Raw genomic sequence first — 21,433 nt, forward strand, 5'->3', positions numbered from 1 at the left:
AAAAGCTTAAATTTGGAGGTGGGATTTATATGCTTAGATTAACTTGGCTTCAGTTTACTTTTTTTAATTCTTTGATGATTGTATTGTTGAATTTTAATTTATTTTATTTTGTGTATGAAAAAAATACACAAAACTGGCTTATAACTTTTGTTTTTATTGTGGCCTATTTTGCCCTTGTTCACGTGATTTGCTCTTTGCTTTTTATAAAGTTTTTTACTAAATTTTTTTCTATATTATTTATAATATCATCTTTTTTAAGTGTTTACTTTATTAGTTTTTATGGGGTGCTTATAGATTCTGATATGATACAAAATATTGTTCAAACAGATATCAAAGAAGTAAAAGATTTGTTAAATTTAAAATTAATCTTATTTGTTGTTTTGGCTTTATTGTTGGTTTTTTATGTTGTTAAAGTAAAAATTGATTATTATGGTAGTTTTAAATCCCATCTAAAAATTAAAATTATCAATATAATATCAGGTTTGATTGTTGTTTGTGCGGTTTTAATCCCTTTAAGTAAAACTTTCTTGCCTTTTTTTAGAAACTATAATGAAATAAGAATGTATAATACCCCTTTTTATCAAATTTATGCCGTATATCGCTATTATGTTCGTTTTGTAAAAGCTAAGCCAGAATTTAAAACTATAGCTAATGATGCTTATAGAGAAAACAATCACACTAAAAAACTTTTAGTTTTGGTAGTGGGTGAAACCGCTAGAGCGGCAAATTACTCTTTGGGTGGATATGCTAAAAATGATACCAATTTTTATACCAAAAAAGATAATGTAGTGTTTTTTGATAATTTTTCATCATGTGGAACAGCAACAGCGGTAAGTTTACCTTGTATGTTTTCTATTTCTAAGCGTGAAAATTATTCAAGTTCAGAATTTCAAGAAAATGCGATGGATGTGCTTTATAAAACAGGTGTAGATGCTGTATGGTTTGATAATAATTCTGGTGGTTGTAAAGGGGTTTGTGATAGATTAGCTTATAAGCAAAAGCTTTCTAGTGATTTGGATGAAAATTTACTCGCCCCTTTTAAAGAAAAATTAAATCATTTAAGTGATCAAAATATAATAGTTCTTCATTTGCAAGGTTCTCATGGGCCAACTTATTATAAACGCTATCCAAGTGAATTTAAAAAATTCACTCCAACTTGTGATACTAATGAGCTTTCAAAATGTGATAGCGAGGCTTTAATCAACACTTATGACAATACTTTACTTTATACAGATTATCTTTTAAGTGAGATTATAAAACTATTAAAAGAGCAAAAAAGCTATAAAAGTTCTTTGTTTTATCTTTCAGATCATGGTGAAAGTTTGGGTGAAAATAATATTTATCTTCATGGTATGCCTTATGCTATAGCGCCAAGTTATCAAACCCGTATTCCTGCTATTTTTTGGAGCAATGATGAAAAATTAATGAATTTAGCTAAAGAGCATAAAGGTTTAAAACTTTCTCAAGATAATCTTTTTAGTACTCTTTTAGGATATTTTGATGTAAAAACAAGTGTTTATGAGCCAGAATATGATTTATTAAATCCTAAACTTAAGGCAAATCCATGAAGCCTAAATATCATTTTTTAAATAATGCAAGATATGCTTTAGAAGGGATTTTTGCTTTATTTAAAAATGAAATGGCGTTTAGAATTGAACTTTGTATTATTATCCCTGCGATAGTTTTTAGTTTTTTCTTAAAAGTTAGTTTTTTGGAGCATTTATTATTGGTAAGTGTTTTAATGCTTATTTTAATTATAGAGGCTTTAAATTCGGCTATTGAAGCTTGTGTTGATTTGATTACAAATGAATGGCATGAAAAGGCAAAAATTGCTAAAGATTGTGCGAGTACGGCAGTGTTTTTTAGTGTGCTTTTAGCTCTTTTTGTTTGGAGTTTTATTTTATATAGCATTTACTTATGAAATTTGAAAAATTAATACAAGAAATTTTGGGAAAAAAGCGTTTTGAATTGTTAAAATTTTTATGCGAAAATGCCGATGAAAATGGTTTTATTATGATTAAAATCAGTGAGCTTGAAGAAAAATTAAACCAAAGCAAGCCCACTATCATCGCTACTTTTAAATTTTTAGAAGAAAAAAAGCTTTTTAAGCGTCTTAAAAATGGATTTTATCAGCTAAAAATATAGGAGATAAAATGAAACTTAAAAACCCTTTGGATACGCATTTACATTTACGTGATGAAAGTATGCTTGCGCTTGTAGCTCCTTTTAGTGCAAAAGACTTTAAGGCAGGGGTTATCATGCCAAATTTAATCACCCCGCTTACTGAAATAGATGTATTAAAAGCTTATAAAGAACGCATTTTAAAAGCATGTAAAAATGAAGATTTTACGCCTTTGATGACTTTATTTTTCAAAGACTATGATGAGCAATTTTTAGAAAAAGCTAAAGACGAGCTTTTTGCTATCAAACTTTATCCTGCAGGTATCACTACCAACTCAGATAATGGAATTTCAAGTTTTGATATAGAAAAGTTAAAACCTACATTAATTACTATGAGCGAATTAAACATACCCTTACTTGTGCATGGAGAAACCAATGATTTTGTCATGGATAGAGAAGCAAATTTTGCCAAAATATATGAAAAATTAGCTAAAAACTTTCCAAAATTAAAAATTGTAATGGAGCATATTACCACTAAGGTTTTGTGTGGTTTATTAAAAGATTATGAAAATTTATACGCAACTATCACTTTGCATCATTTAATGATAACGCTTGATGATGTAGTGGGTGGTAAAATGGATCCGCATTTATTTTGCAAGCCTATTGCAAAACGCTATGAAGATAAAGACGCTTTATGTGAGCTTGCTTTTAGTGGCTATGAAAAGGCTATGTTTGGAAGCGATAGCGCGCCTCATCCATTGCACACTAAAGAATGTTGTGGTTGTGCGGCTGGAGTTTTTAGCGCACCGGTGATTTTACCTGTATTAGTTGAACTTTTTGAAAAACATTCAAATGAAACAAATTTACAAAAATTTATTTCAGATAATGCTTGCAAAATCCATAATCTTAAATTTGAAAAAGATAAAATCGTCATCTTAGAAAAACAAGAATGGCAAGTAGCGCAAAAATACGGCGATGTAGTGCCATTTATGGCAGGGAAAACTTTAAATTTCAAAGTCGCAAATTAAAGGAAATTAATGCTAAAAGCTTATCTAGAAAACATAAAAGATATTTCTACAAACGATAAAGAACACACACATAGAACAGCTTTGCAAAATTTATTGCAAGCTATAAAAGATAATCAAGACAAGCAAAATAAAATCTCTATCAAACAAGAACCAAATAACGACAAAGAAGGTAGAGGTGCTCCGGATTTTTTGATTACAAAAGATTTTTTAACACTAGGTTACATAGAAAACAAAAGAGTAAATGCAAATCTTGATAACATCATAACAAGTGATCAAATTTTAAAATACACAAAATTAAGCCCAAATATCATTCTCACAGATTATTTAAGATTTATATTATTAAGTTTAAATGATAAAAATGAAATTATCATTTGTAAAGAAGTAAAAATTTGCTCTCTTGATGAGATTAAAAGCATTGTTAAAAATCAATCTTTACTAGATACTAAAACACAAGAGTTAAACGAACTTTTTAGCATATTTTTTTCTAAAATCCCAAATCCCATAAATTCAGCTTTAGATTTTGCAAACCATCTAAGCCTAAGAACAAGAATTTTAAAAGATGAGCTTTTATTATCAAGCAAAAATGAAACTTTATTAAGTTTATTTAACACCTTTAAAGAAACACTTTATAAAGAATTATCCTATGAAGAATTTTGCGATTCTTTTGCGCAAACTTTAACTTATAGCTTATTCTTAGCAAAATTAAATAATGATACCGCAAAAGAAATAGATCTAAACAATGCTAAAAAATTCATACCAAAATCATTTCCATTAATCCGTTCTATGAGTGGATTTTTAGATGATAGTTTTGAAAATTTAGAAAATATAAAATGGCTTTTAGAAGAAATCATAAGCATTATAAATCACATAGACATTACAAGCATTATTAAAGAATTAAACAAAACAGGCGAGAAAGACTTATTTAATTGTCTTACTATTTTATCTACTCACAAAGATCCTTATTTGCACTTTTATGAAACATTTTTAGCAAGCTATGATCCAAAGCTTAGAGAAGTAAGGGGAGTGTATTATACTCCTGCGCCTGTAGTAATTTTCATCATAAATGCCATAGATGAAGCTTTAAAACAAGATTTCAATCACAAAAAAGGCTTAAGCGAAGCTTTAGATAAAAATATAACCTTGCTTGATTTTGCCACAGGCACTGGCACCTTTTTACTTGAAGCTTTTAGAAAAGCTTTAGAACCTATAAATAAAAATAGCGTTAATTACAATCCAAAAGCTTTGATAGACAAATTTTGTGGTTTTGAATTTTTAATAGCCCCTTACACCATAGCACACTTAAAACTTTCTCAAAGCTTCAAAGAAGAATTTAACTCTCCATTAAATGATAATGAAAGTCTTAAAATAGCTCTAACAAACACCCTATATTCAAAAAGCATAACCCAAGAAGAAAATTCACAAAATACACTTTTTACGCTTGCTGATTTAACCAACGAATTTAAAAAAGCACAAAAAATAAAAGAAGAACAAATTCTAATCATCACAGGCAATCCGCCTTATAGTGGAGCAAGTAGTAACAAAGGTTTATACGAAGATGAGATCAAAATAAGCTATGGTTTAGAACCAAGCAAAGCAAATCTTAGCAAAGAGCAAAAAGAATATATAAATTTATATTTTCAAGAAAAAACAAAGCAAAATACAAAAACTTTTAAAGCCATATATGAAAAACACAAACTAGAAAATGAAAAAAATCCAAAATGGCTTTTAGATGATTATGTAAAATTCATACGCTTTGCACAAAGTAAAATCGACTCTCAAGAAAATGGAATTTTTGCTTTTATTTCAAATAATAGCTTTTTAGATAATCCTACCTTTAGAGGTATGAGATATTCTCTAATGCAAAGCTTTGATAAAATTTATATACTAAATTTACACGGCGATACTAGAAAAAAAGAAAAAGCTCCTGATGGAAGCAAAGATGATAATGTCTTTGATATCATGCAAGGAGTAAGTATAAATATCTTTATAAAACAAAATTCAAAAGCTAAAAATACAAAGATTTATTATCATGATTTATACGGCAAAAGAAAAGATAAATACGAATTTTTATATGAAAATAACTTAAATTCTATAAAATGGACTTTGGTAAAAAACAACGAGCCTTTTTATCTTTTCTTACCACAAAATAATGACTTGTTAGAAGAATACAACAAAGGCATAAGTGTAAAAGATATTTTTATGGTATCAGGTGTAGGAATTTGCTCAAAAAGAGATAATATAGTTTTTCATAATAAAAAAGAAAATCTAATGCAACTACTTAAAGACTTTAATACAAAAACTAAAGATGATCTATATAAAATTTATGATATTGGTGAAGATAGCGGTGGCTGGAAACTTGAATGGGCTATAAGAGACATTAAAAACATAATATTTGAAAATTCTATATACAAAGTTAATTATCGCCCTTTTGATTTTAAATATACTTGTTATACTGGTAAAAATTGCGGGTTTATGGCTCGTCCTGTTTATGATATTTTTGAGCATTTTTTAGAAAATGAAAATATAGGATTAATGATTGGGAGACAATTTAGTGCCATTGGAAGTGATATTTTTGATATAGTTTTTTGCACAGATAAAATTACAGATTTAAATTTTTATCGAAGAGGTGGAGAACAGATCTTCCCGCTTTATCTTTACCCTACAACTAGAAGTAAAAAATTCCTAAAAAAAGAAAATCCAAATTTTAACGAAGAAAATTTCACCTCAAAAATAGAAAATTTCAAAGAAAGCTTTAGAACTTTCATAGATGAGCTTTACAAAGAAAAATTCTCACCAGAAGACATACTAGGCTATATTTATGCGGTGCTTTTTCATAAAATTTATAGAGAAAAATACCTTGATTTTTTAAAAATTGATTTTCCAAAAATTCCTTTTGTAGAAAATAAAAAAATTTTTAAAAATTTAAGCAAACTAGGCTTAAAACTTGTAAATTTACATTTATTAAAAAATGGTGAGTTAAATTCAAATGCGGGTGAAGCTTTATTTAAAAGTATCAAAAATAAAAATTTCAAAATACAAAAAATCAAATACAACAAAGACGCAAAAGAACTTTTTATAAACGAAAGTTTGTATTTTAATAAAGTAAGTCCTGAAATTTATGAGTTTAAAATAGGTGGTTATGCTGTGCTAGATAAATACTTAAAAAGCCACAAAGAAGAAGACATAGATCATAAGCATTTTACCTTGATCATACAAACTTTAGATGAAACTTTAAAAATTCAAGATGAAATTTCAAAAATCAATCTTAGCTAGTATAACTAGCTAATGATTAAAAGTTTTATCTTAGCTTCTATAATCTCTTCTATTTCATCTTTTACAAAGCTTTCTAACTCTTGTTTGTTTGTATTAATACCATTCATACTTAAATGCCACAAAGCATTTTCTACCGCACTTTGTTTGTCTCTTTTTACCACTCTAGTTTCGTTAAAAATTTCATACTCATAAGGGATATTTTGTGTATTTAAAAAACCTTGCAAATCACTTTCATAAAAACCTTTAAAATGCGTGTTAAAATGCTCAAATATAGGATCTAAAAAGCTACTTTTACGCCTACTTGCCCAGCCCAAATACACTTTTTTAGAAGCTAAGTTTAAAAAAGCTTTATAGTCTTTTTCATTTTGTAAAGCAGGAGACATACTTAAAAAGGCTAAGTCAAATTTTGCGTTATTATTTTTATAAAAGCTTTCAAAGTCTAAATTCAGGGTTTTTACATTTGATATGGCATGAGTTTTTGCATCTTCTTGTAAAATTTCAAGCATAACATTTGCACTATCTAGAGCTAAAATTTCTTTAGCTTCTTTAGCTAAGTGTAAAGTCCAAACCCCAGTTCCACATCCTATATCTATAATGCTTTTATCTTGAAAAGAAATCTTTAAATTTTGTAAATATTCAAAAGTTTGCTTTTGTATGGTGTTTAAAGTGTTTTGATATCTTGCGTAAGTTTTAGCCTTTTTATCCCATAAATTCATATATTTTCCTTGATAAAATATACAAAATCATAGCATAAATTTTTAAAATTCAAGCCCAAAGAAAGGGCTTGAATGATTAATTAAAACCTTTTCTTCTTAACATCTTCTAAGATATTATTAGCTATATCACTTACTGTACTAGAAATAATAGCTGATTCATTAGCAATTTCAACATTATCTTTAGTAGTTTGATCAATTTGAGCTACGCTATCATTGATTTGAGTGATACCTGCAGTTTGTTCTTTAATACTTTCTGCCATATCATTGATAGATTGAACAAGTAAATTAGTATTAGCTTCAATTTCTGATAAAGACTTTTGAGTTCTTTCAGCTAACTTTCTAACTTCATCAGCTACCACTGCAAAGCCTCTACCATGTTCTCCAGCACGAGCTGCTTCAATAGCTGCATTTAAAGCTAGAAGATTGATTTGATCTGCAATATCACCTATAATACCTGTAACATTTTTAATCTCTTCAGATTGAGTGATAACATCACTAGTTTTAACTGAAACATTTTGCATAGAAGAAGTGATCTCTTCTAAAGCTGCTGCAGTTTCTTCTAAAGATTGAGCTTGAGAATTTGAAGAAGTGGTTAAGCTTTGAACAGCAGTTTGTAATTTTCCACTTTCATTATCTAAAGCATTAGCAAAGTCTGAACTTTGTTTTAGCATTTTAACTATTTCATCACCTAAAGCATTAGTAGTTAATTCTACACTACCGCTAGCATTTTCTAATTTATTTCTAAAGTCTAAGCTTTTGTATTCTTCAAAAATTTTATGAATAGCATTCATATCAGAACCTACTCTAGCTTGTAAAACATCAAGAAGTTTATTTAGAACATTTTTAAGTTCAATAAGCTGTGGGTTTCTTGGATTAGCAGTAATTCTTGCTGTTAAATTACCACCTTCTACAACTGATACGGTTTGAACTGATTCTTTAACGGCTTGATTGTCTTGTTCTAAGCCTCTTTTAGTAGCAAGAATGTTTTCATTGATAGCATTTGAGATTTGTCCAAATTCATCATTGCTTTTTACTTCTATAGTAGAAACATTTTTTGTTTTATAGTTGATAAAATCAAAGAATGAAGTTAAACCTGTTTGGATAGCTGCAAGTGGGGAGAGACTTCTGCTGATTAAAAATCTAATCAAGATTAAAGCTATGATTATAGCTATAATACCAACTATAACTTGTTTCATTAAAATAGAATTAACAGCTTCGGTATAAACTTTGTTTTCTGTTATTGTACAAATTCTAAATAAAGGATTAAAAGCAGAATTACACATAATCGCATAATCTACGCCTTGGTGATCTTTAGCGGTAAATAAAGTATCTGTATTTTTTGGATCAATAAGAGCAGGATTTGCTTTGATTGCATTGGCGATATTGATACTTAATTCTGTTTTTGTTAGTATTTTAGCAACTTCATCATTAAAAAGTATTGTTCCTTCTGAATCAAGTACTTCAGTAAAGGTATTGTCTGATTTTCCTACAGTTAAAACATTGGTTGAAAAATTTGCTAGATCATAATCTCCACCTACAACACCTCTAAAATTTCCATTTCTATCGTAAAATGGAGCAGCGTAAGTTAAACCAACCTCTCCGCTAGCGGCAGATTTATAAGGTTCTGTTACTATAAGCTTTTTTGCTTCTTTGGCAGCTTTATACCAAGGACGATTTTTAGTATCATAACCTTTTGATAGATCTAAAATTTGATCATCAGATTGATAATTTTTTCCTGTATTATCAAATCCTACATAAACTAGATCGTAGTCATTAACTTCTTTGAATGCTTTGATAAGATTGATCAGTTCTTCATCGCTCATATGAGGACGATTTGTTAGCTCATTGGCTAGTATTTGAATACCATTTCTTTTTGACATAGCATAGCTTTTAAAGAAAGCATCCACATCTTGCATAGTTTTTAACTGAGTGTCTTTTAGCAATTCATATGTATTGTTTCTCGAATCAAAGTAACTAATAGCACTTGTGATTGCTAAAATTAATACAACTAAAATTCCAACCCATAGCGTAAGCTTGGCTGAAATTCCAACGGATTTGCCTGAATTTATTGATTGCATTATAACTCCTATATTTATATTGAAAATGAAATAAAAATATTATTCTAGCAAAAAATAAGAGAAAAAGTGTATAAAAAATGAACTTTTTTACATAAAAAATCAAAAATTTTTAATTATTTTGTATATTTTTATCAAGTATTAACTTTTTATAAATATAAAGAGTTTTAAAATATTATTTATTTAAGAATATTAATGCAATTTACATTTGAACAAATTTTTATCGCAATGCTATTGACTCTTTTTGCAGGTTTTTCTACGGCTATAGGTTCTATAATAGCCTTTTTTTCCAGAAAAGATGATTTAAGAGTGCTTTCTTTGGGGCTTGGTTTTTCAGCTGGAGTAATGATATACATTTCTTTCATGGAAATTTTACCTACTGCACTTAAAGATTTTAAAAATCACTATGATTCGCATTGGGCTGAGCTTTTGGGATTAGCTTGTTTTTTTGGTGGAATTTTAATATCTTTATTGATTGATAAATTAATCCCCGAAGATGTCAATCCTCACGAGCCTAAAGAGGATTTAAGCGAGTTAAAAATTTGTCCCTTGCCTCAAAAAGGACAAAATCCTCCGAAATTTCATCCTGGAGAAAAGTTGCATCAGATCAATACTAAAGCTTTAAAACGTACAGGGATTTTTACAGCTTTGGCTATTGCTATACATAATTTCCCAGAAGGTTTTGCTACTTTTATTTCAAGTCTTGATAATCTTACTTTAGGAATTGCTATAGCTATAGCTGTGGCTATACACAATATCCCAGAAGGTTTGGCTGTGAGTTTGCCAATTTACCATGCTACAGGAGATAAGAAAAAAGCTTTTATTTATTCAGCTCTTTCGGGTTTAGCAGAGCCTTTGGGTGCTTTTGTTGGAGCTTTGATTTTATTGCCTTTTATAGGCGATCTTACTTTAGCTATAAGTTTTGCTGTGATTGCAGGAATTATGGTTTTTATATCCCTTGATGAGCTTTTGCCCGCTGCAAAAACTTATGATAAGGCTCATGATAGTTTATATGGACTTATCGCAGGAATGGCAATAATGGCTTTAAGTTTAAATTTGCTTGGACAATAGAAAGCCTTGCGGCTTTCTTAAATTTAGTTCGCACCTTTTGGGGCGCTAAAGGCAGTAAGTTTTGGTAATTCACCTTTAAATTTTTCTATGTTTACGAGCCCTGTGTGAGAGATATTGCCATTGGCAAGTTTTGAAGTTGGTATATCCATGGTTAAAACATTTGCATTTCCACATTTGCAAAGTCCGTTTTCATTAGGATCGTACCAAGCACCTTCGCAAAGTCTTACAACCCCTTGCATGATTTCATCACTTACAACTGCCCCTGCTAAAACTTCACCGCGTTTATTAAACACACGCACTACATCGCCATTTTTTATACCAAGTTTTTTTGCATCTTTGGAATTGATTAAAATTGGCTCTCTATCTTTTATTGCATAAGTATCTCTTAAGCTTGTGTGGCAAAGTTGAGAGTGCAAGCGATCTCTTGGGTGATTTGTAAGTAAGTGGAAAGGTGCTTCTTTGCTTGCATTTCCAAGCCATTCAATAGGCTCAAACCAAGTAGGGTGGGCTTTGCAATCATCATAATTATAATTTTTAATCGTTTCTGAGTAAATTTCAATGAGTCCTGAATCTGTACCCAGAGCATTTAAGATAGGATCTTCTATAAATTCTGAAAAACGAGTCCATTCTAAACTTTCAGCTGTTGGTTCAAAAGTGATTGGTTCATTTTTAGCCCAAAATTCTTCAAAACTTGGCATAGGAGTAGCAAAAGCTTCACCAAAACTTTGAGTTTGTTTTAGGGCGCTGTTGTAGTATTCTTTGATGAAATCTTTAGCTTTTTTGCCATTTTCTGTGTAGGCATTAAAGACATCTTTTCCATAAATTTTGCAAATATCAGAGAAAATTACATAATCATCTTTGCTCTCACCCACAGGCTCAACGGCTTGTTTCATAGGAGCTATATGCATATTTGAATAATCTCCTGTCATGGTAATATCATCTCTTTCGTAAGATGAAGTTACAGGCATGATAATATCTGCCATTTTAGCTGTTGGAGTCCAGTAAATTTCATTTACCACAACGGTGCGTGGTTTTCTCCATGCTTTTACATTAGTGTTGGTATCTTGATGATGCACTAAAGGATTTCCACCTACCCAGTAGATAAAATCAATATCAGGATAAGTGATTTTAGCACCATTATGATCTATGGTTTTTCCAGGATGAAGTAAAGCATCAGCGATTCTTGCTACAGGGAAAGAATAACTCGCTGCATTTTGAAGCCATTCTGCACCTTCGCTTGAAGCTTCTGCTTTGCTTAAGCCTTTAAATTTACCATTTTTCCAAATTCCTAAGCTACCTGCTGTCATACCACCGATCACTCCGCCTTTGCAAGTTGGAACACCGCCATTGCTATAATGGTAGCTTAGTCCAAAACCACCTCCTTTTGTGCCGATTTGTCCTAACATCGCACAAAGAGTAACTAGCATCCAGTGAGGCTGTTCTCCATGATGTGCTCTTTGCATACCCCAACCACTCATAATCATAGTAGGATTATCATAAAAAGTTTCAGCTAAATTTTTGATAGTTTTTTCATCGATACCACAAATTTTACTTGCCCATTTGGTATCTTTTTTAACTCCATCTTCTTTGCCTTCTAAATAGTCTTTAAATTTATCAAAGCCAGTGGTGTAAGTGTCTAAAAACTCGTAATTGACTTTTTTCTTAGCGATTAAATGGCTTGCCATACCCATCATTAAAGCCACATCGGTATTTGGGCGTGGAGCTATCCATTTGGCATTTAAAAATTTCGCTGTAGTGGTTTTTACAGGATCTATACAAATCACTTTGATTTTACTGTTTTTAAGTTTTTCAAAATACGCCAACCCTCTTTGTTCGTTTGAAGTCCAAGCTATGCGTAAAGTAGAAAGCGGATCAGCACCCCAAATCACAACATATTTAGAATCGCTTAAGATATTTTCCCATGAGGTTTGTTGCTCATAAACTTCAATCGATCCTACAACATAAGGCATAATCACTTGAGAAGCTCCTGTAGAATAGTCCCCTGTAGCTCCTACAAATCCACCTGTTACATTTAAAAATCTATGAAGCAAGATGCGTGAGTTTTGCATATTTCCACTTGATTTCCAGCCATAACTTCCACCAAAAATTGCACTTGCACCTTTGCTATCTCTTGTTTTTTTAAGTTCTTTGGCGATAAGTTTGATCGCTTCATCATAACTTACGCGAACAAACTCATCTTTACCACGAAGTTCAGGTTTAGGATTGTCAGGATTTTCAAGGTAGGATTTACGCACATAAGGGTATTTCACACGAGATTTATAAACCATATCAGCAGTGTAGTGCTGTAAAGGATTATCCATTTTTGTAACTTTTTCCCAAGGTTCACTTTTTACTATCTTGCCATCTTTTATAGTGAGTTTTAAAATCCCCCAGTGTGCTGCGGTGATCACTTCTCCATTTTTTACAAGTCCGAGGCTAACTTTTGAAGCTTCTACGGTTTTTCCTGCACTTAAGCTTGGAATGAGAGGTAAAGCACTTAAGCTTGCTCCAATTTTTAAAAATTTTCTTCTATCTAGCATGCTTTTCTCCTTATTTTGTTTTAAAATCTTTTGCGTTTTTTTGTAAGTATTCTATAACTAGCCATCTGTCTTTTTTATCAATACCTGTTCTATCAGCCATAGAACGGAAAATTGCAGGCCAAGCGTTAGCTGTAAATTCTTTTTCTTTGTGGATAGCGTGGCAAATTCCGCAGTTATTTACAAAAAGCTCTTTGGCACGATTTAGCATTTCTTTATTGTCTTTGGCAAATTCTTTTTTATCTGCCCAAATTTCAAGGCTTACTTTATCCCATTTTCCATCTTTTCCAGCTACTCTTTGAGAGAAATTTAATTTTGTGTTTTTGGAAAAAGCTGCAACAATAATTCTTTGAGAGTCATTGAAATAAATCACAGAAGGTGCTTTAGGATTTACATAACCATCGATTTTTAGTAAAACCTTATTGTTCTCAGACTTTAAGACTTCAAAAGGATTTGTAGGTAAAAGTCTTCCTATAACTTTAGTATCATCTTTGTTAAGATAAAGCGATACAACTTCATCAGTATAGGCAATATTTTTTGCCCATAAACATGTCGCTAGGACAACAAAAGAAATGAAAATCTTTTTCATCACTAATTCCTTAATATAAATTTGATGTAAATGTATTTTAATACTATGCAATTTAATTATTACTTAATTGTATAATTTTTACTAAGATTACTTATTTTTAGTGCTTTAATATTATTCTTTATTGATATAATAAATTTGAGTTAATTATATTTTACTTATTGTTTTTTAGAAAAGATAAAACTTCAATTATAAAAAAAGTTTGTTTTGAGCTCAGATTAATACTTCTGAGCCCATTTTAATCTCGTTGAGTTTTAAGGTATAAGCTTTTTATAGCTTTATTTTCCCTCCCATTTTTAACTCTCATTTAGCAAAGTGCTTTTATATTTAAAGATTGATTGACTCCTTATCTTGTATATTAATAAATATTATATTAATAAAACTTAAATTATTATTAATATTTATATAATTTATAGCGAAATTATTGTTTTATTATGTGAATAATTAATGTATTTTAGAATTTTTACTAGTTGATTTCTTGAATCAAATACATTTTAAAGTGTGATAAAATTCAGGATTATTAAAAGTTGGAGGAAAAGGAACGCTAGCTCTAAATTCTTTATAGGTATTACCCGGGAGTGTGTCTATGATTTCTATAGTATAAGAAACACTTGTATTTTGCATTTTAGCGTTACGGATATTTTTATCATTGAAAATTTCACCTCCTACTTGTTGTTGGTTTAATATACTAAGCATTAAATAACATTTTCTGATTTCAAATTTAGTAAGATTTTGAACTTTTCCACTTACTATAACGCTTTCATGTCTTAGATCTCTTGTGTAGGTTAGTTTGCTAAGATCGGCTTGAGTGGTGAATTGATTGATTGTTAGAAAAATAGAATATATCAAAAGTGCGGTAAAAATAGTAGCTATGGTATAAGAAATCAAAGCCATTTCTTTCTGTTTGACTTTTAGAAAGATTAAAATACAAATCAAGGCAAAGCAAATAAGTAAAATGATAAAAGCTATAATATGAAAAATCGTAAAATGCATTAAAAACACTCCGAAACTAAGCGTATGGTATAGTTATTTTCATAGTTAAAATTTTCAAAAGCAATTCTTTGAACTTGGGTTGCGTTTTTCTTTAGATCTTTAATTTCTCTACTTTTTTGTCTAAAAGGGATAAATTTCTTTTTATATTCTTCTATGATATTATCATTAGGTATTTTATCTGCAAAAATTTTAGCTGTAATTTTACATTCTTTAAAATTATTTTTTGAATTATTTGTAATATTAAAATCAACAATTAAATCATTTGAGCTTTGTATCATTTTTTGATCTGTAATAGCGGTTTTTCGAGTTCTTACTTCATTGTCTATTAGTTTATACCCATAGATATAAACTAAAAAACAAATAATAATATCAAATGCGATAATAAAAAGTGCCGCTATAGGCCTATGGCGTAAAAATACACAAAGAAGTAAAACACAAGTGAAGAGAAAAAAAACTAATAAAATCAGCATATAATCTACTAAATATAAATGAGTAGTGTAAAAAAGCACGATTTCTCTTAGTTTCTCCACTTGTGTATCCTTTAGTTCATGTTGGCAGCACTTTGCTTTTTAGCATCTTTGGTATCAACCCAAATGTTTGGCACTGCTCCACCTGGAGTTAAGAAAATTTTAGCATCTTGATTAACTTTTAAGGCTTCATTAAATTCTTTTTGAGTTTCAATTTGTTTTAAATTTAGCAAAGGGGTGTTTAGGCTGTTTGCGATTTCTTTGTTAGAATAAGCTTGTGCATCTGCTTCTATTTTAACAGCCATAGCTTTACCTTTGGCGCTGATTATGGTTGCATTTGCTTCCCCTTCAGCTAAAGCAGCTTTTTTTAAGGCTTCTTGATTAGCTCTTTCTACTTCATATTTAGTTCTTTCAGCCTCTTGTTTTGCAATTTGCACGCGTTCGATTTGTTCTTTTACTTTTGAAGGTAAAATAATTTCTCTAAGTTGTACAGCGCGAAGTTCTACAGGTTCGTTTGGTTGGGCTTCTATGGTTTTTCTTATACCTTCTTCTATTTGAGCGGCTATTGTATTACGATTAGTAGGAAGTTCTTCGGCTGTATATTTTCCTACAACACTTCGCACTACATCACGAACAACTGGATCGATAATTTTATTTTCCCAATTTAAGCTCCAAGTAGCTATGGTTTGAGGAACTTGCAAAGGATTTAAGCGGTATTGTACTGTAACATCAATAGATACAGGCAATCCACGAGAGTCAAGTACAGAAATACTATTTTTATTAATAACACCTGAACCTGAAGATAAATTTTCATTACTTCCCTCTATAGAAGCATAGTTGATTTGTCTTACTCTAGTATCGATTATGGTTATTTTTTGTACAAAAGGTAAGAAAAAGTGAAGTCCTGGTTCTAATGGATTTGGGTCATATTTACCTGTTGTTGATTTAATCCCCATTTCCCCAGAATTTATCACCATAAAAGGTTTTGCAACGATTAAAAATAAGATAATAATAATCACCCCATAAACAAATGGAGAGAATTTCCCAAAACCTTTAAAATTAAATTCTGGTGCTTTGAAATTGAAATTTTGACGGTTGTTGTTTCCGTTATTGTTAGAATTTCCATTTTTTTTATTGAAATAATCATTCAAATCAGCTGGCATTTATTTCCTTTTTTAAATATAAGTTAGCATAGATGCGTATTTTTCATTGCGTCCATAAACTACATCAAAATAAGCATCTTGAAGTTTTTTAGTTACAGATCCTCTTAAACCATTTCCTATTATTCTTGCATCAATATTATTAATAGGTGTGATTTCAGCGGCTGTTCCGGTAAAAAATGCTTCATCAGCAGTATAAACTTCATCTCTTGAAATTCTTTGGCGAAGCACGGTGATACCAAGATCATGAGCGATTTTAAGCACTGTATCTTGAGTAATGCTTTTTAAAGAAAAATCATTTGGAGGTGTGATTAAAACCCCATCTTTTACAATAAAGAAACATTCTCCTGTTCCTTCTGCGATAAAACCTTCTTCATCAAGCATTAAAGCTTCTTCATAGCCTGCTTCAATAGCTTCAAATTTTGCAATTTGAGAGTTAAGGTAATTCGCGCTTGCTTTAGCTTTTCCCATGCATGATTTAACACTATTTCTTGCAAAAGACGAAATTTTTACTTTTATGCCTTTTTCTAAACCTTCTTCTCCAAGGTAAGCACCCCATTCCCAAGCTGCAATTCCAACTCTTACAGGAGCTTTTATATGATAAAGTCCCATAACTCCATCGCCTAAGAAAATCAAAGGGCGGATATAGACATTGCTTTTAAAATTGTTTGCTTTTAAGAGTTCAATTTGTGCATTTTCAAGCTCTTTTTGAGAAAAAGGACAATTTAAAAGAGTAATTTTTGCAGACTCTAAAAGTCTTTTGGTGTGATCTTCAAGTCTGAAAATTGCTAAGCCTTTATCTGTTTTATAGGCTCTAGTTCCTTCAAAAACAGCATTGCCATAATGCAAAGAATGGGTTAAAAAGTGCAAAGTTGCATCTTTAAAATCAACTAATTTTCCATCCATCCAAATTTTATCTGCTGAGATCATTTTTTACCTTTTATAGTTGTTTATTTCTTAAAAAATATTATTTTAAGAATAAATCGGGATTTTATCAAAAATATACTAACAATAAGCTTTTATTAAATTAAGGTTTTTTGTTAAAAAAAATATTAGGTATTTTTTGAAATAATTATGAAAAATTATCGTTAAAAAGGAGAAATTATGCCATTAGTAAATATCAAATTAGCAAAGCCGTCTTTAAGCAAGGAACAAAAAGCGGAACTTATAGCTGATATTACCGAACTTTTAAGCACGAAATATAATAAAAGTAAAGAAAGAGTTGTTGTGGTTTTAGAAGATGTGGAAAATTATGACATAGGCTTTGGCGGAGAAAGTGTAGAAGCTATCAAAGCAAAGGCAAGTAAATGAGTTTAAATATAGGAGATAAGGCACCTCAATTTGAGCTTTTAAATCAAGATGGGGTAAAAATAGCATTAAAAGATTTTATTGGCAAAAAGGTGATTTTGTATTTTTATCCAAAAGATAATACCCCAGGTTGCACTACAGAAGCTTGTGATTTTAGTGCAAATTATGATAAATTTGGTGGTAAAAATGCGGTGATTATTGGTATCAGTCCTGATAGCGTGGCAAGTCATGAAAAATTTATCTCTAAATTTGATTTAAAACATATTTTACTTAGCGATAGTGAAAAAGAAGTTGCTAAAGCTTATGGAGCTTGGGGGCTTAAGAAAAATTACGGAAAAGAATACGAAGGTCTTATTCGTTCTACTTTTGTTATCGATGAAACAGGTAAGATTGCTCAAATTTATAGTAATGTTCGTGTAAAAGATCATGCTTTAAAAGTGCTTGAAAGTCTTTAATGCTAGTACATATTTGTTGTAGCGTGGATAGTCATTATTTTATTGAAGAACTTAGAAAGACTTATCCTGATGAAAAAATTATAGGATACTTTTATGATCCAAATATCCATCCTTTAAGCGAATACGAACTAAGATTTTTAGATGTAAAAAGATCTTGTGATAAACTTGGTATTAAGCTTTATAAAGGTGAGTATGAGTATGAAAAATGGCTTAATGCTGTGCGTGGTTATGAAGATGAGCCTGAAAAGGGTGCAAGGTGTGAAATTTGCTTTGATGTAAGAATGGGATCTAGTGTTAAATTTGCTGCTAAAATAGGAGAAAAAAAGCTTACTACTACGCTTTTAACCAGCCCTAAAAAAGATTTAGAACAGTTAAAAAATGCTTTACAAAAAGAATGTGAGCCTTATGGAGTAGAGTTTTTAGCTCCTGATTTTCGTAAAAATGGCGGCACTCAAAGACAGTTTGCTTTAGCAAAAAAGGAAATGCTTTATCATCAAAACTATTGCGGCTGCATTTATGGGCTTAAAAAACAAAAACAAGATAAGAATTTTATTGATGAATTAATGTCTCCTGTAAATAAGCAAATTTTACCTGTAAGTATAGAAGCAAGAATAGCTCTTTATAAAAAAGTAGTTTTATGGGAAAAAAAAGGTATAAAATTTGAAATTTTAAGAGAGAAATTTTTAAATTATCGTCTTTTAAGTGCTTTGATAAAATTAGATAAAAAGCCCGTTAAATCTCATATTTTATTTTATTCGCATTTTAAAAACGCTTATACAAGATTTTCTTTGGATGAGGAAAATTTAAAACAAAATTTAAAAGAAGGCTTTTATAGAAGTACTAAAGATGAAATAGTTTTAGTGGAATTTTGGCGTTTTAATGCATTTTTTAAAAACAAATGGAAAAATTTTGAAGATTTTTTAAAAAAACCTTTAAGTGTTCAAGCAGAAATTAAATGGCGTAATAAATTGTTTGGAACTTATAATCTTAGTCCTATTATCATCCTTGAAAATATTTTACCTTCAAGATATGAAGTGATAGCAAAAAGTGAAATTTATCATGATAATCAAGAGGTGCTTGTAAAAATTTAAGAAATTTATTAAGAAAAACTTTTTTGTTAATATAATTTTTAATGATTTTTTTATATAATAAAATTTTTAATTGTTTTCAAGGTTAATTTAATAATGATAGATGTAATGCAAATTCAAGAAATCTTACCACACCGTTATCCTTTTTTACTAGTAGATAAAATTACAGAATTAAAAGTTAAAGAAGTGGTTCGAGGATATAAAAACATCAGTATAAGTGACCATGTTTTTATGGGACATTTTCCAGGGCATCCTATTTATCCTGGAGTTTTGATTTTAGAAGGTATGGCTCAAACAGGTGGAGTTTTAGCTTTTGAAAGTATGGAAGATAAAGTGGATCCAAAAAGTAAAGTAGTTTATTTCACAGGCATAGATGGAGCAAAATTTAGAAATCCTGTGCGTCCTGGAGATAGGCTTGATTATGAAATGAGCGTGGTTAAAAATCGTGGTAATATGTGGATTTTTAAAGGGCAAGCTTTTGTAGATGGAAATTTAGTTGCAGAGGCCGAGCTTAAAGCTATGATAGTGGATAAATAATGAAAAAAATTCATCCAAGTGCGGTGATTGAAGAGGGTGCACAACTTGGTGACGATGTTGTAATAGAAGCTTATGCCTATGTAAGCAAAGATGCTAAAATAGGTAATAATGTTGTCATCAAACAAGGTGCTCGAATTCTTTCAGATACAACTATAGGTGATCATTCTCGTGTATTTTCTTATGCTATAGTAGGCGATATTCCTCAGGACATATCTTATAAAGAAGAGCAAAAAAGCGGTGTTGTTATAGGAAAAAATGCAACTATTAGAGAATTTGCAACGATAAATTCAGGTACAGCTAAAGGAGATGGTTTTACTCGTATAGGCGATAATGCTTTTATTATGGCTTATTGTCATATTGCTCATGATTGTCTTTTAGGTAATAATATTATTTTAGCTAATAATGCAACTTTAGCAGGACATGTAGAGCTTGGAGATTTTACAGTTGTAGGCGGGCTTACACCTATTCATCAATTTGTCAAAGTAGGTGAGGGTTGTATGATAGCAGGAGCAAGTGCACTTTCTCAGGATATAGTACCGTTTTGTTTAGCAGAAGGAAATCGTGCAAGTATTAGAAGTTTAAATTTAGTAGGTATTCGTCGTCGTTTTGATAAAGATGAAGTAGATAGACTTAGCAGAGCTTTTAAAACTTTATTTAGACAAGGAGACTTAAAAGAAAATGCTAAAAATTTGCTTGAAAATCAAGAAAGTGAAAATGTTAAAAAAATGTGTCATTTTATATTAGAAACAAAGCGTGGAATTCCTGTCTATAGGGGTAAAAATAATGCCTAGAAAATGTAGTTTTTGCAATGAAGTGGAGAATCCACAAAGAAGAATTTTAGCAAATGAAAATGATGATGCTTTTATTTGTGAATATTGCGTTGAAGGTGCTTATAGTATTATTTATGGAGAAGAAAAAGAATTTAAAGAACCTAAACAAAGTCATAATACAGAATTTAAAGATATCACTCCAAAAGAATTAAAAGCTTATTTAGATCGTTATGTCATAGGACAAGATAGAGCTAAAAAAGTTTTTAGTGTTGGAGTATACAATCATTATAAAAGACTTTTTAAAGCTGAACTTCAAGATGATGATACAGAGCTTTTTAAGTCAAATATTTTACTTGTTGGGCCAACAGGAAGTGGAAAAACTTTATTGGCGCAAACTTTAGCTAAATTTTTAGATGTACCTATAGCAATTTGTGATGCAACTTCTTTAACTGAAGCAGGATATGTAGGTGAGGATGTGGAAAATATTTTAACACGTCTTTTACAAGCTGCAGATGGAGATGTGCAAAGAGCTCAAAAAGGTATAGTTTTTATTGATGAGATTGATAAAATTGCCAGAATGAGTGAAAATCGTTCTATTACTCGTGATGTAAGTGGAGAGGGTGTGCAACAAGCTTTACTTAAGATTATCGAAGGAAGTTTGGTAAATATTCCACCAAAGGGGGGGAGAAAACATCCAAATCAAGAGTTTATACAAATTGACACTTCAAATATTTTATTTGTTTGTGGTGGAGCTTTTGATGGTTTGGAAACTATCTTAAAAAGAAAACTTGGAGATAAAGTTGTAGGTTTTTTTGATGATGCAAAAGAAGAAAATAAAGCTTTACTTGAGAAAATTGAACCTGATGATTTGGTTCATTTTGGTTTGATTCCTGAGCTTATAGGTCGTTTGCATGTGATTGCATCTTTAAATGAGCTTAATGAAGAAGATATGGTAAGAATTTTAACTGAACCTAAAAATGCCATTATTAAGCAATATCAAAAGCTTTTTGCTATTGATGGGGTAAATTTAAAATTTGAAGAAGATGCTCTAAGAGCTATCGCACAACTTGCATTGGAGAGAAAAACAGGGGCTAGGGGGCTTAGAAGTATTATAGAAGAAATGATGGTAGATTTAATGTTTGAGTTACCAGAGTATAAAGACTATGATATTGTAATAACCAAAGAAGTTGTTAAAGACAATGCAAAGGCATTATTAATAAAAAGAAAAATAAGTTAAAAAGGATAGAA

At 30.4% G+C, this 21,433-nt stretch carries 20 protein-coding genes; 12 read left to right on the forward strand and 8 right to left on the reverse strand.

Annotation, left to right across the window (positions count from 1 at the left end; genetic code table 11):
* Positions 1-29 precede the first annotated feature (29 nt).
* Genes eptC through FBF11_RS01250 form a run of 5 tightly spaced genes read left to right on the forward strand, consistent with a single transcriptional unit; the run spans position 30 to position 6,422 of the window.
* Positions 30-1,568 (forward strand): lipid A/FlgG phosphoethanolamine transferase EptC, encoded by a 1,539-nt coding sequence (gene eptC / locus FBF11_RS01230; protein WP_057096850.1) that lies wholly within the window; start codon positions 30-32, stop codon positions 1,566-1,568.
* A complete protein-coding gene (locus tag FBF11_RS01235) occupies positions 1,565-1,921 on the forward strand; it encodes a diacylglycerol kinase (protein WP_002859416.1) in 357 nt (118 codons plus the stop codon). Before eptC ends, FBF11_RS01235 begins: the two co-directional genes overlap by 4 nt.
* Positions 1,918-2,145, forward strand: a complete 228-nt coding sequence (locus FBF11_RS01240; RefSeq protein ID WP_002870142.1) for a replication/maintenance protein RepL — start codon at positions 1,918-1,920, stop codon at positions 2,143-2,145. The genes FBF11_RS01235 and FBF11_RS01240 overlap by 4 nt, the downstream gene beginning before the upstream one ends.
* A gap of 8 nt (positions 2,146-2,153) precedes the next feature.
* The gene (gene pyrC / locus FBF11_RS01245; protein WP_052822828.1) at positions 2,154-3,149 is read left to right on the forward strand and encodes a dihydroorotase; all 996 of its coding nucleotides are present in this window, start codon (positions 2,154-2,156) and stop codon (positions 3,147-3,149) included.
* Between the two features lie 9 nt (positions 3,150-3,158).
* Positions 3,159-6,422: a type ISP restriction/modification enzyme gene (locus FBF11_RS01250; protein ID WP_057096851.1), complete on the forward strand. Its 3,264-nt coding sequence runs from the start codon at positions 3,159-3,161 to the stop codon at positions 6,420-6,422.
* 5 nt (positions 6,423-6,427) lie between these two features.
* Here the strand turns inward: FBF11_RS01250 and FBF11_RS01255 are convergent, their stop codons facing one another.
* Both FBF11_RS01255 and FBF11_RS01260 read right to left on the reverse strand, forming a co-directional pair.
* Entirely contained in the window at positions 6,428-7,138 is a 711-nt protein-coding gene (locus FBF11_RS01255) for a class I SAM-dependent methyltransferase (protein ID WP_057096852.1), read from the reverse strand.
* Positions 7,139-7,218: 80 nt separating this feature from the next.
* Positions 7,219-9,216, reverse strand: a complete 1,998-nt coding sequence (locus FBF11_RS01260; RefSeq protein WP_168977447.1) for a methyl-accepting chemotaxis protein — start codon at positions 9,214-9,216, stop codon at positions 7,219-7,221.
* 192 nt (positions 9,217-9,408) lie between these two features.
* Here FBF11_RS01260 and zupT point away from each other — a divergent pair, with 192 nt between their 5' ends.
* Complete coding sequence (gene zupT, locus FBF11_RS01265; RefSeq protein WP_057096844.1) at positions 9,409-10,284, forward strand: zinc transporter ZupT; 876 nt, start codon at positions 9,409-9,411, stop codon at positions 10,282-10,284.
* Between the two features lie 23 nt (positions 10,285-10,307).
* Here zupT and FBF11_RS01270 read toward each other — a convergent pair whose 3' ends face one another.
* The 6 genes from FBF11_RS01270 to ilvE all read right to left on the reverse strand — a co-directional run bounded on the left by FBF11_RS01270 (position 10,308) and on the right by ilvE (position 16,957).
* On the reverse strand, positions 10,308-12,824 hold the full coding sequence (locus FBF11_RS01270; RefSeq protein ID WP_002871921.1) for a molybdopterin guanine dinucleotide-containing S/N-oxide reductase: 2,517 nt from the start codon (positions 12,822-12,824) through the stop codon (positions 10,308-10,310).
* Positions 12,825-12,834: 10 nt separating this feature from the next.
* The gene (locus FBF11_RS01275; protein WP_002854648.1) at positions 12,835-13,410 is read right to left on the reverse strand and encodes a cytochrome c3 family protein; all 576 of its coding nucleotides are present in this window, start codon (positions 13,408-13,410) and stop codon (positions 12,835-12,837) included.
* 480 nt (positions 13,411-13,890) lie between these two features.
* Positions 13,891-14,400, reverse strand: a complete 510-nt coding sequence (locus tag FBF11_RS01280) for a DUF2393 family protein (RefSeq protein WP_002851831.1) — start codon at positions 14,398-14,400, stop codon at positions 13,891-13,893.
* A complete protein-coding gene (locus tag FBF11_RS01285; RefSeq protein WP_002851753.1) occupies positions 14,400-14,930 on the reverse strand; it encodes a DUF2393 domain-containing protein in 531 nt (176 codons plus the stop codon). Before FBF11_RS01285 ends, FBF11_RS01280 begins: the two co-directional genes overlap by 1 nt.
* A gap of 11 nt (positions 14,931-14,941) precedes the next feature.
* Positions 14,942-16,030 (reverse strand): prohibitin family protein, encoded by a 1,089-nt coding sequence (locus FBF11_RS01290; RefSeq protein ID WP_002854522.1) that lies wholly within the window; start codon positions 16,028-16,030, stop codon positions 14,942-14,944.
* 12 nt (positions 16,031-16,042) lie between these two features.
* A complete protein-coding gene (gene ilvE, locus FBF11_RS01295; protein ID WP_002851928.1) occupies positions 16,043-16,957 on the reverse strand; it encodes a branched-chain-amino-acid transaminase in 915 nt (304 codons plus the stop codon).
* 174 nt (positions 16,958-17,131) lie between these two features.
* On the opposite strand from ilvE, the gene FBF11_RS01300 reads away from it, so the two are divergent.
* From FBF11_RS01300 to clpX, 6 genes are all read left to right on the forward strand, one after another.
* Complete coding sequence (locus tag FBF11_RS01300) at positions 17,132-17,338, forward strand: 4-oxalocrotonate tautomerase family protein (protein WP_002851942.1); 207 nt, start codon at positions 17,132-17,134, stop codon at positions 17,336-17,338.
* Positions 17,335-17,790 (forward strand): thioredoxin-dependent thiol peroxidase, encoded by a 456-nt coding sequence (bcp, locus tag FBF11_RS01305; RefSeq protein WP_002851665.1) that lies wholly within the window; start codon positions 17,335-17,337, stop codon positions 17,788-17,790. Before FBF11_RS01300 ends, bcp begins: the two co-directional genes overlap by 4 nt.
* Entirely contained in the window at positions 17,790-18,881 is a 1,092-nt protein-coding gene (locus tag FBF11_RS01310) for an epoxyqueuosine reductase QueH (RefSeq protein WP_002851939.1), read from the forward strand. The genes bcp and FBF11_RS01310 overlap by 1 nt, the downstream gene beginning before the upstream one ends.
* A 93-nt stretch (positions 18,882-18,974) precedes the next feature.
* A complete protein-coding gene (gene fabZ, locus FBF11_RS01315) occupies positions 18,975-19,415 on the forward strand; it encodes a 3-hydroxyacyl-ACP dehydratase FabZ (protein ID WP_002851782.1) in 441 nt (146 codons plus the stop codon).
* Positions 19,415-20,206: an acyl-ACP--UDP-N-acetylglucosamine O-acyltransferase gene (gene lpxA, locus FBF11_RS01320; RefSeq protein WP_002851756.1), complete on the forward strand. Its 792-nt coding sequence runs from the start codon at positions 19,415-19,417 to the stop codon at positions 20,204-20,206. Before fabZ ends, lpxA begins: the two co-directional genes overlap by 1 nt.
* Entirely contained in the window at positions 20,199-21,422 is a 1,224-nt protein-coding gene (gene clpX, locus FBF11_RS01325; protein ID WP_002864582.1) for an ATP-dependent Clp protease ATP-binding subunit ClpX, read from the forward strand. Before lpxA ends, clpX begins: the two co-directional genes overlap by 8 nt.
* Positions 21,423-21,433: the final 11 nt, after the last annotated feature.

The sequence above is a fragment of the Campylobacter sp. CFSAN093224 genome, from assembly GCF_012897395.1.
Classification (GTDB): Bacteria; Campylobacterota; Campylobacteria; order Campylobacterales; family Campylobacteraceae; genus Campylobacter_D; species Campylobacter_D jejuni.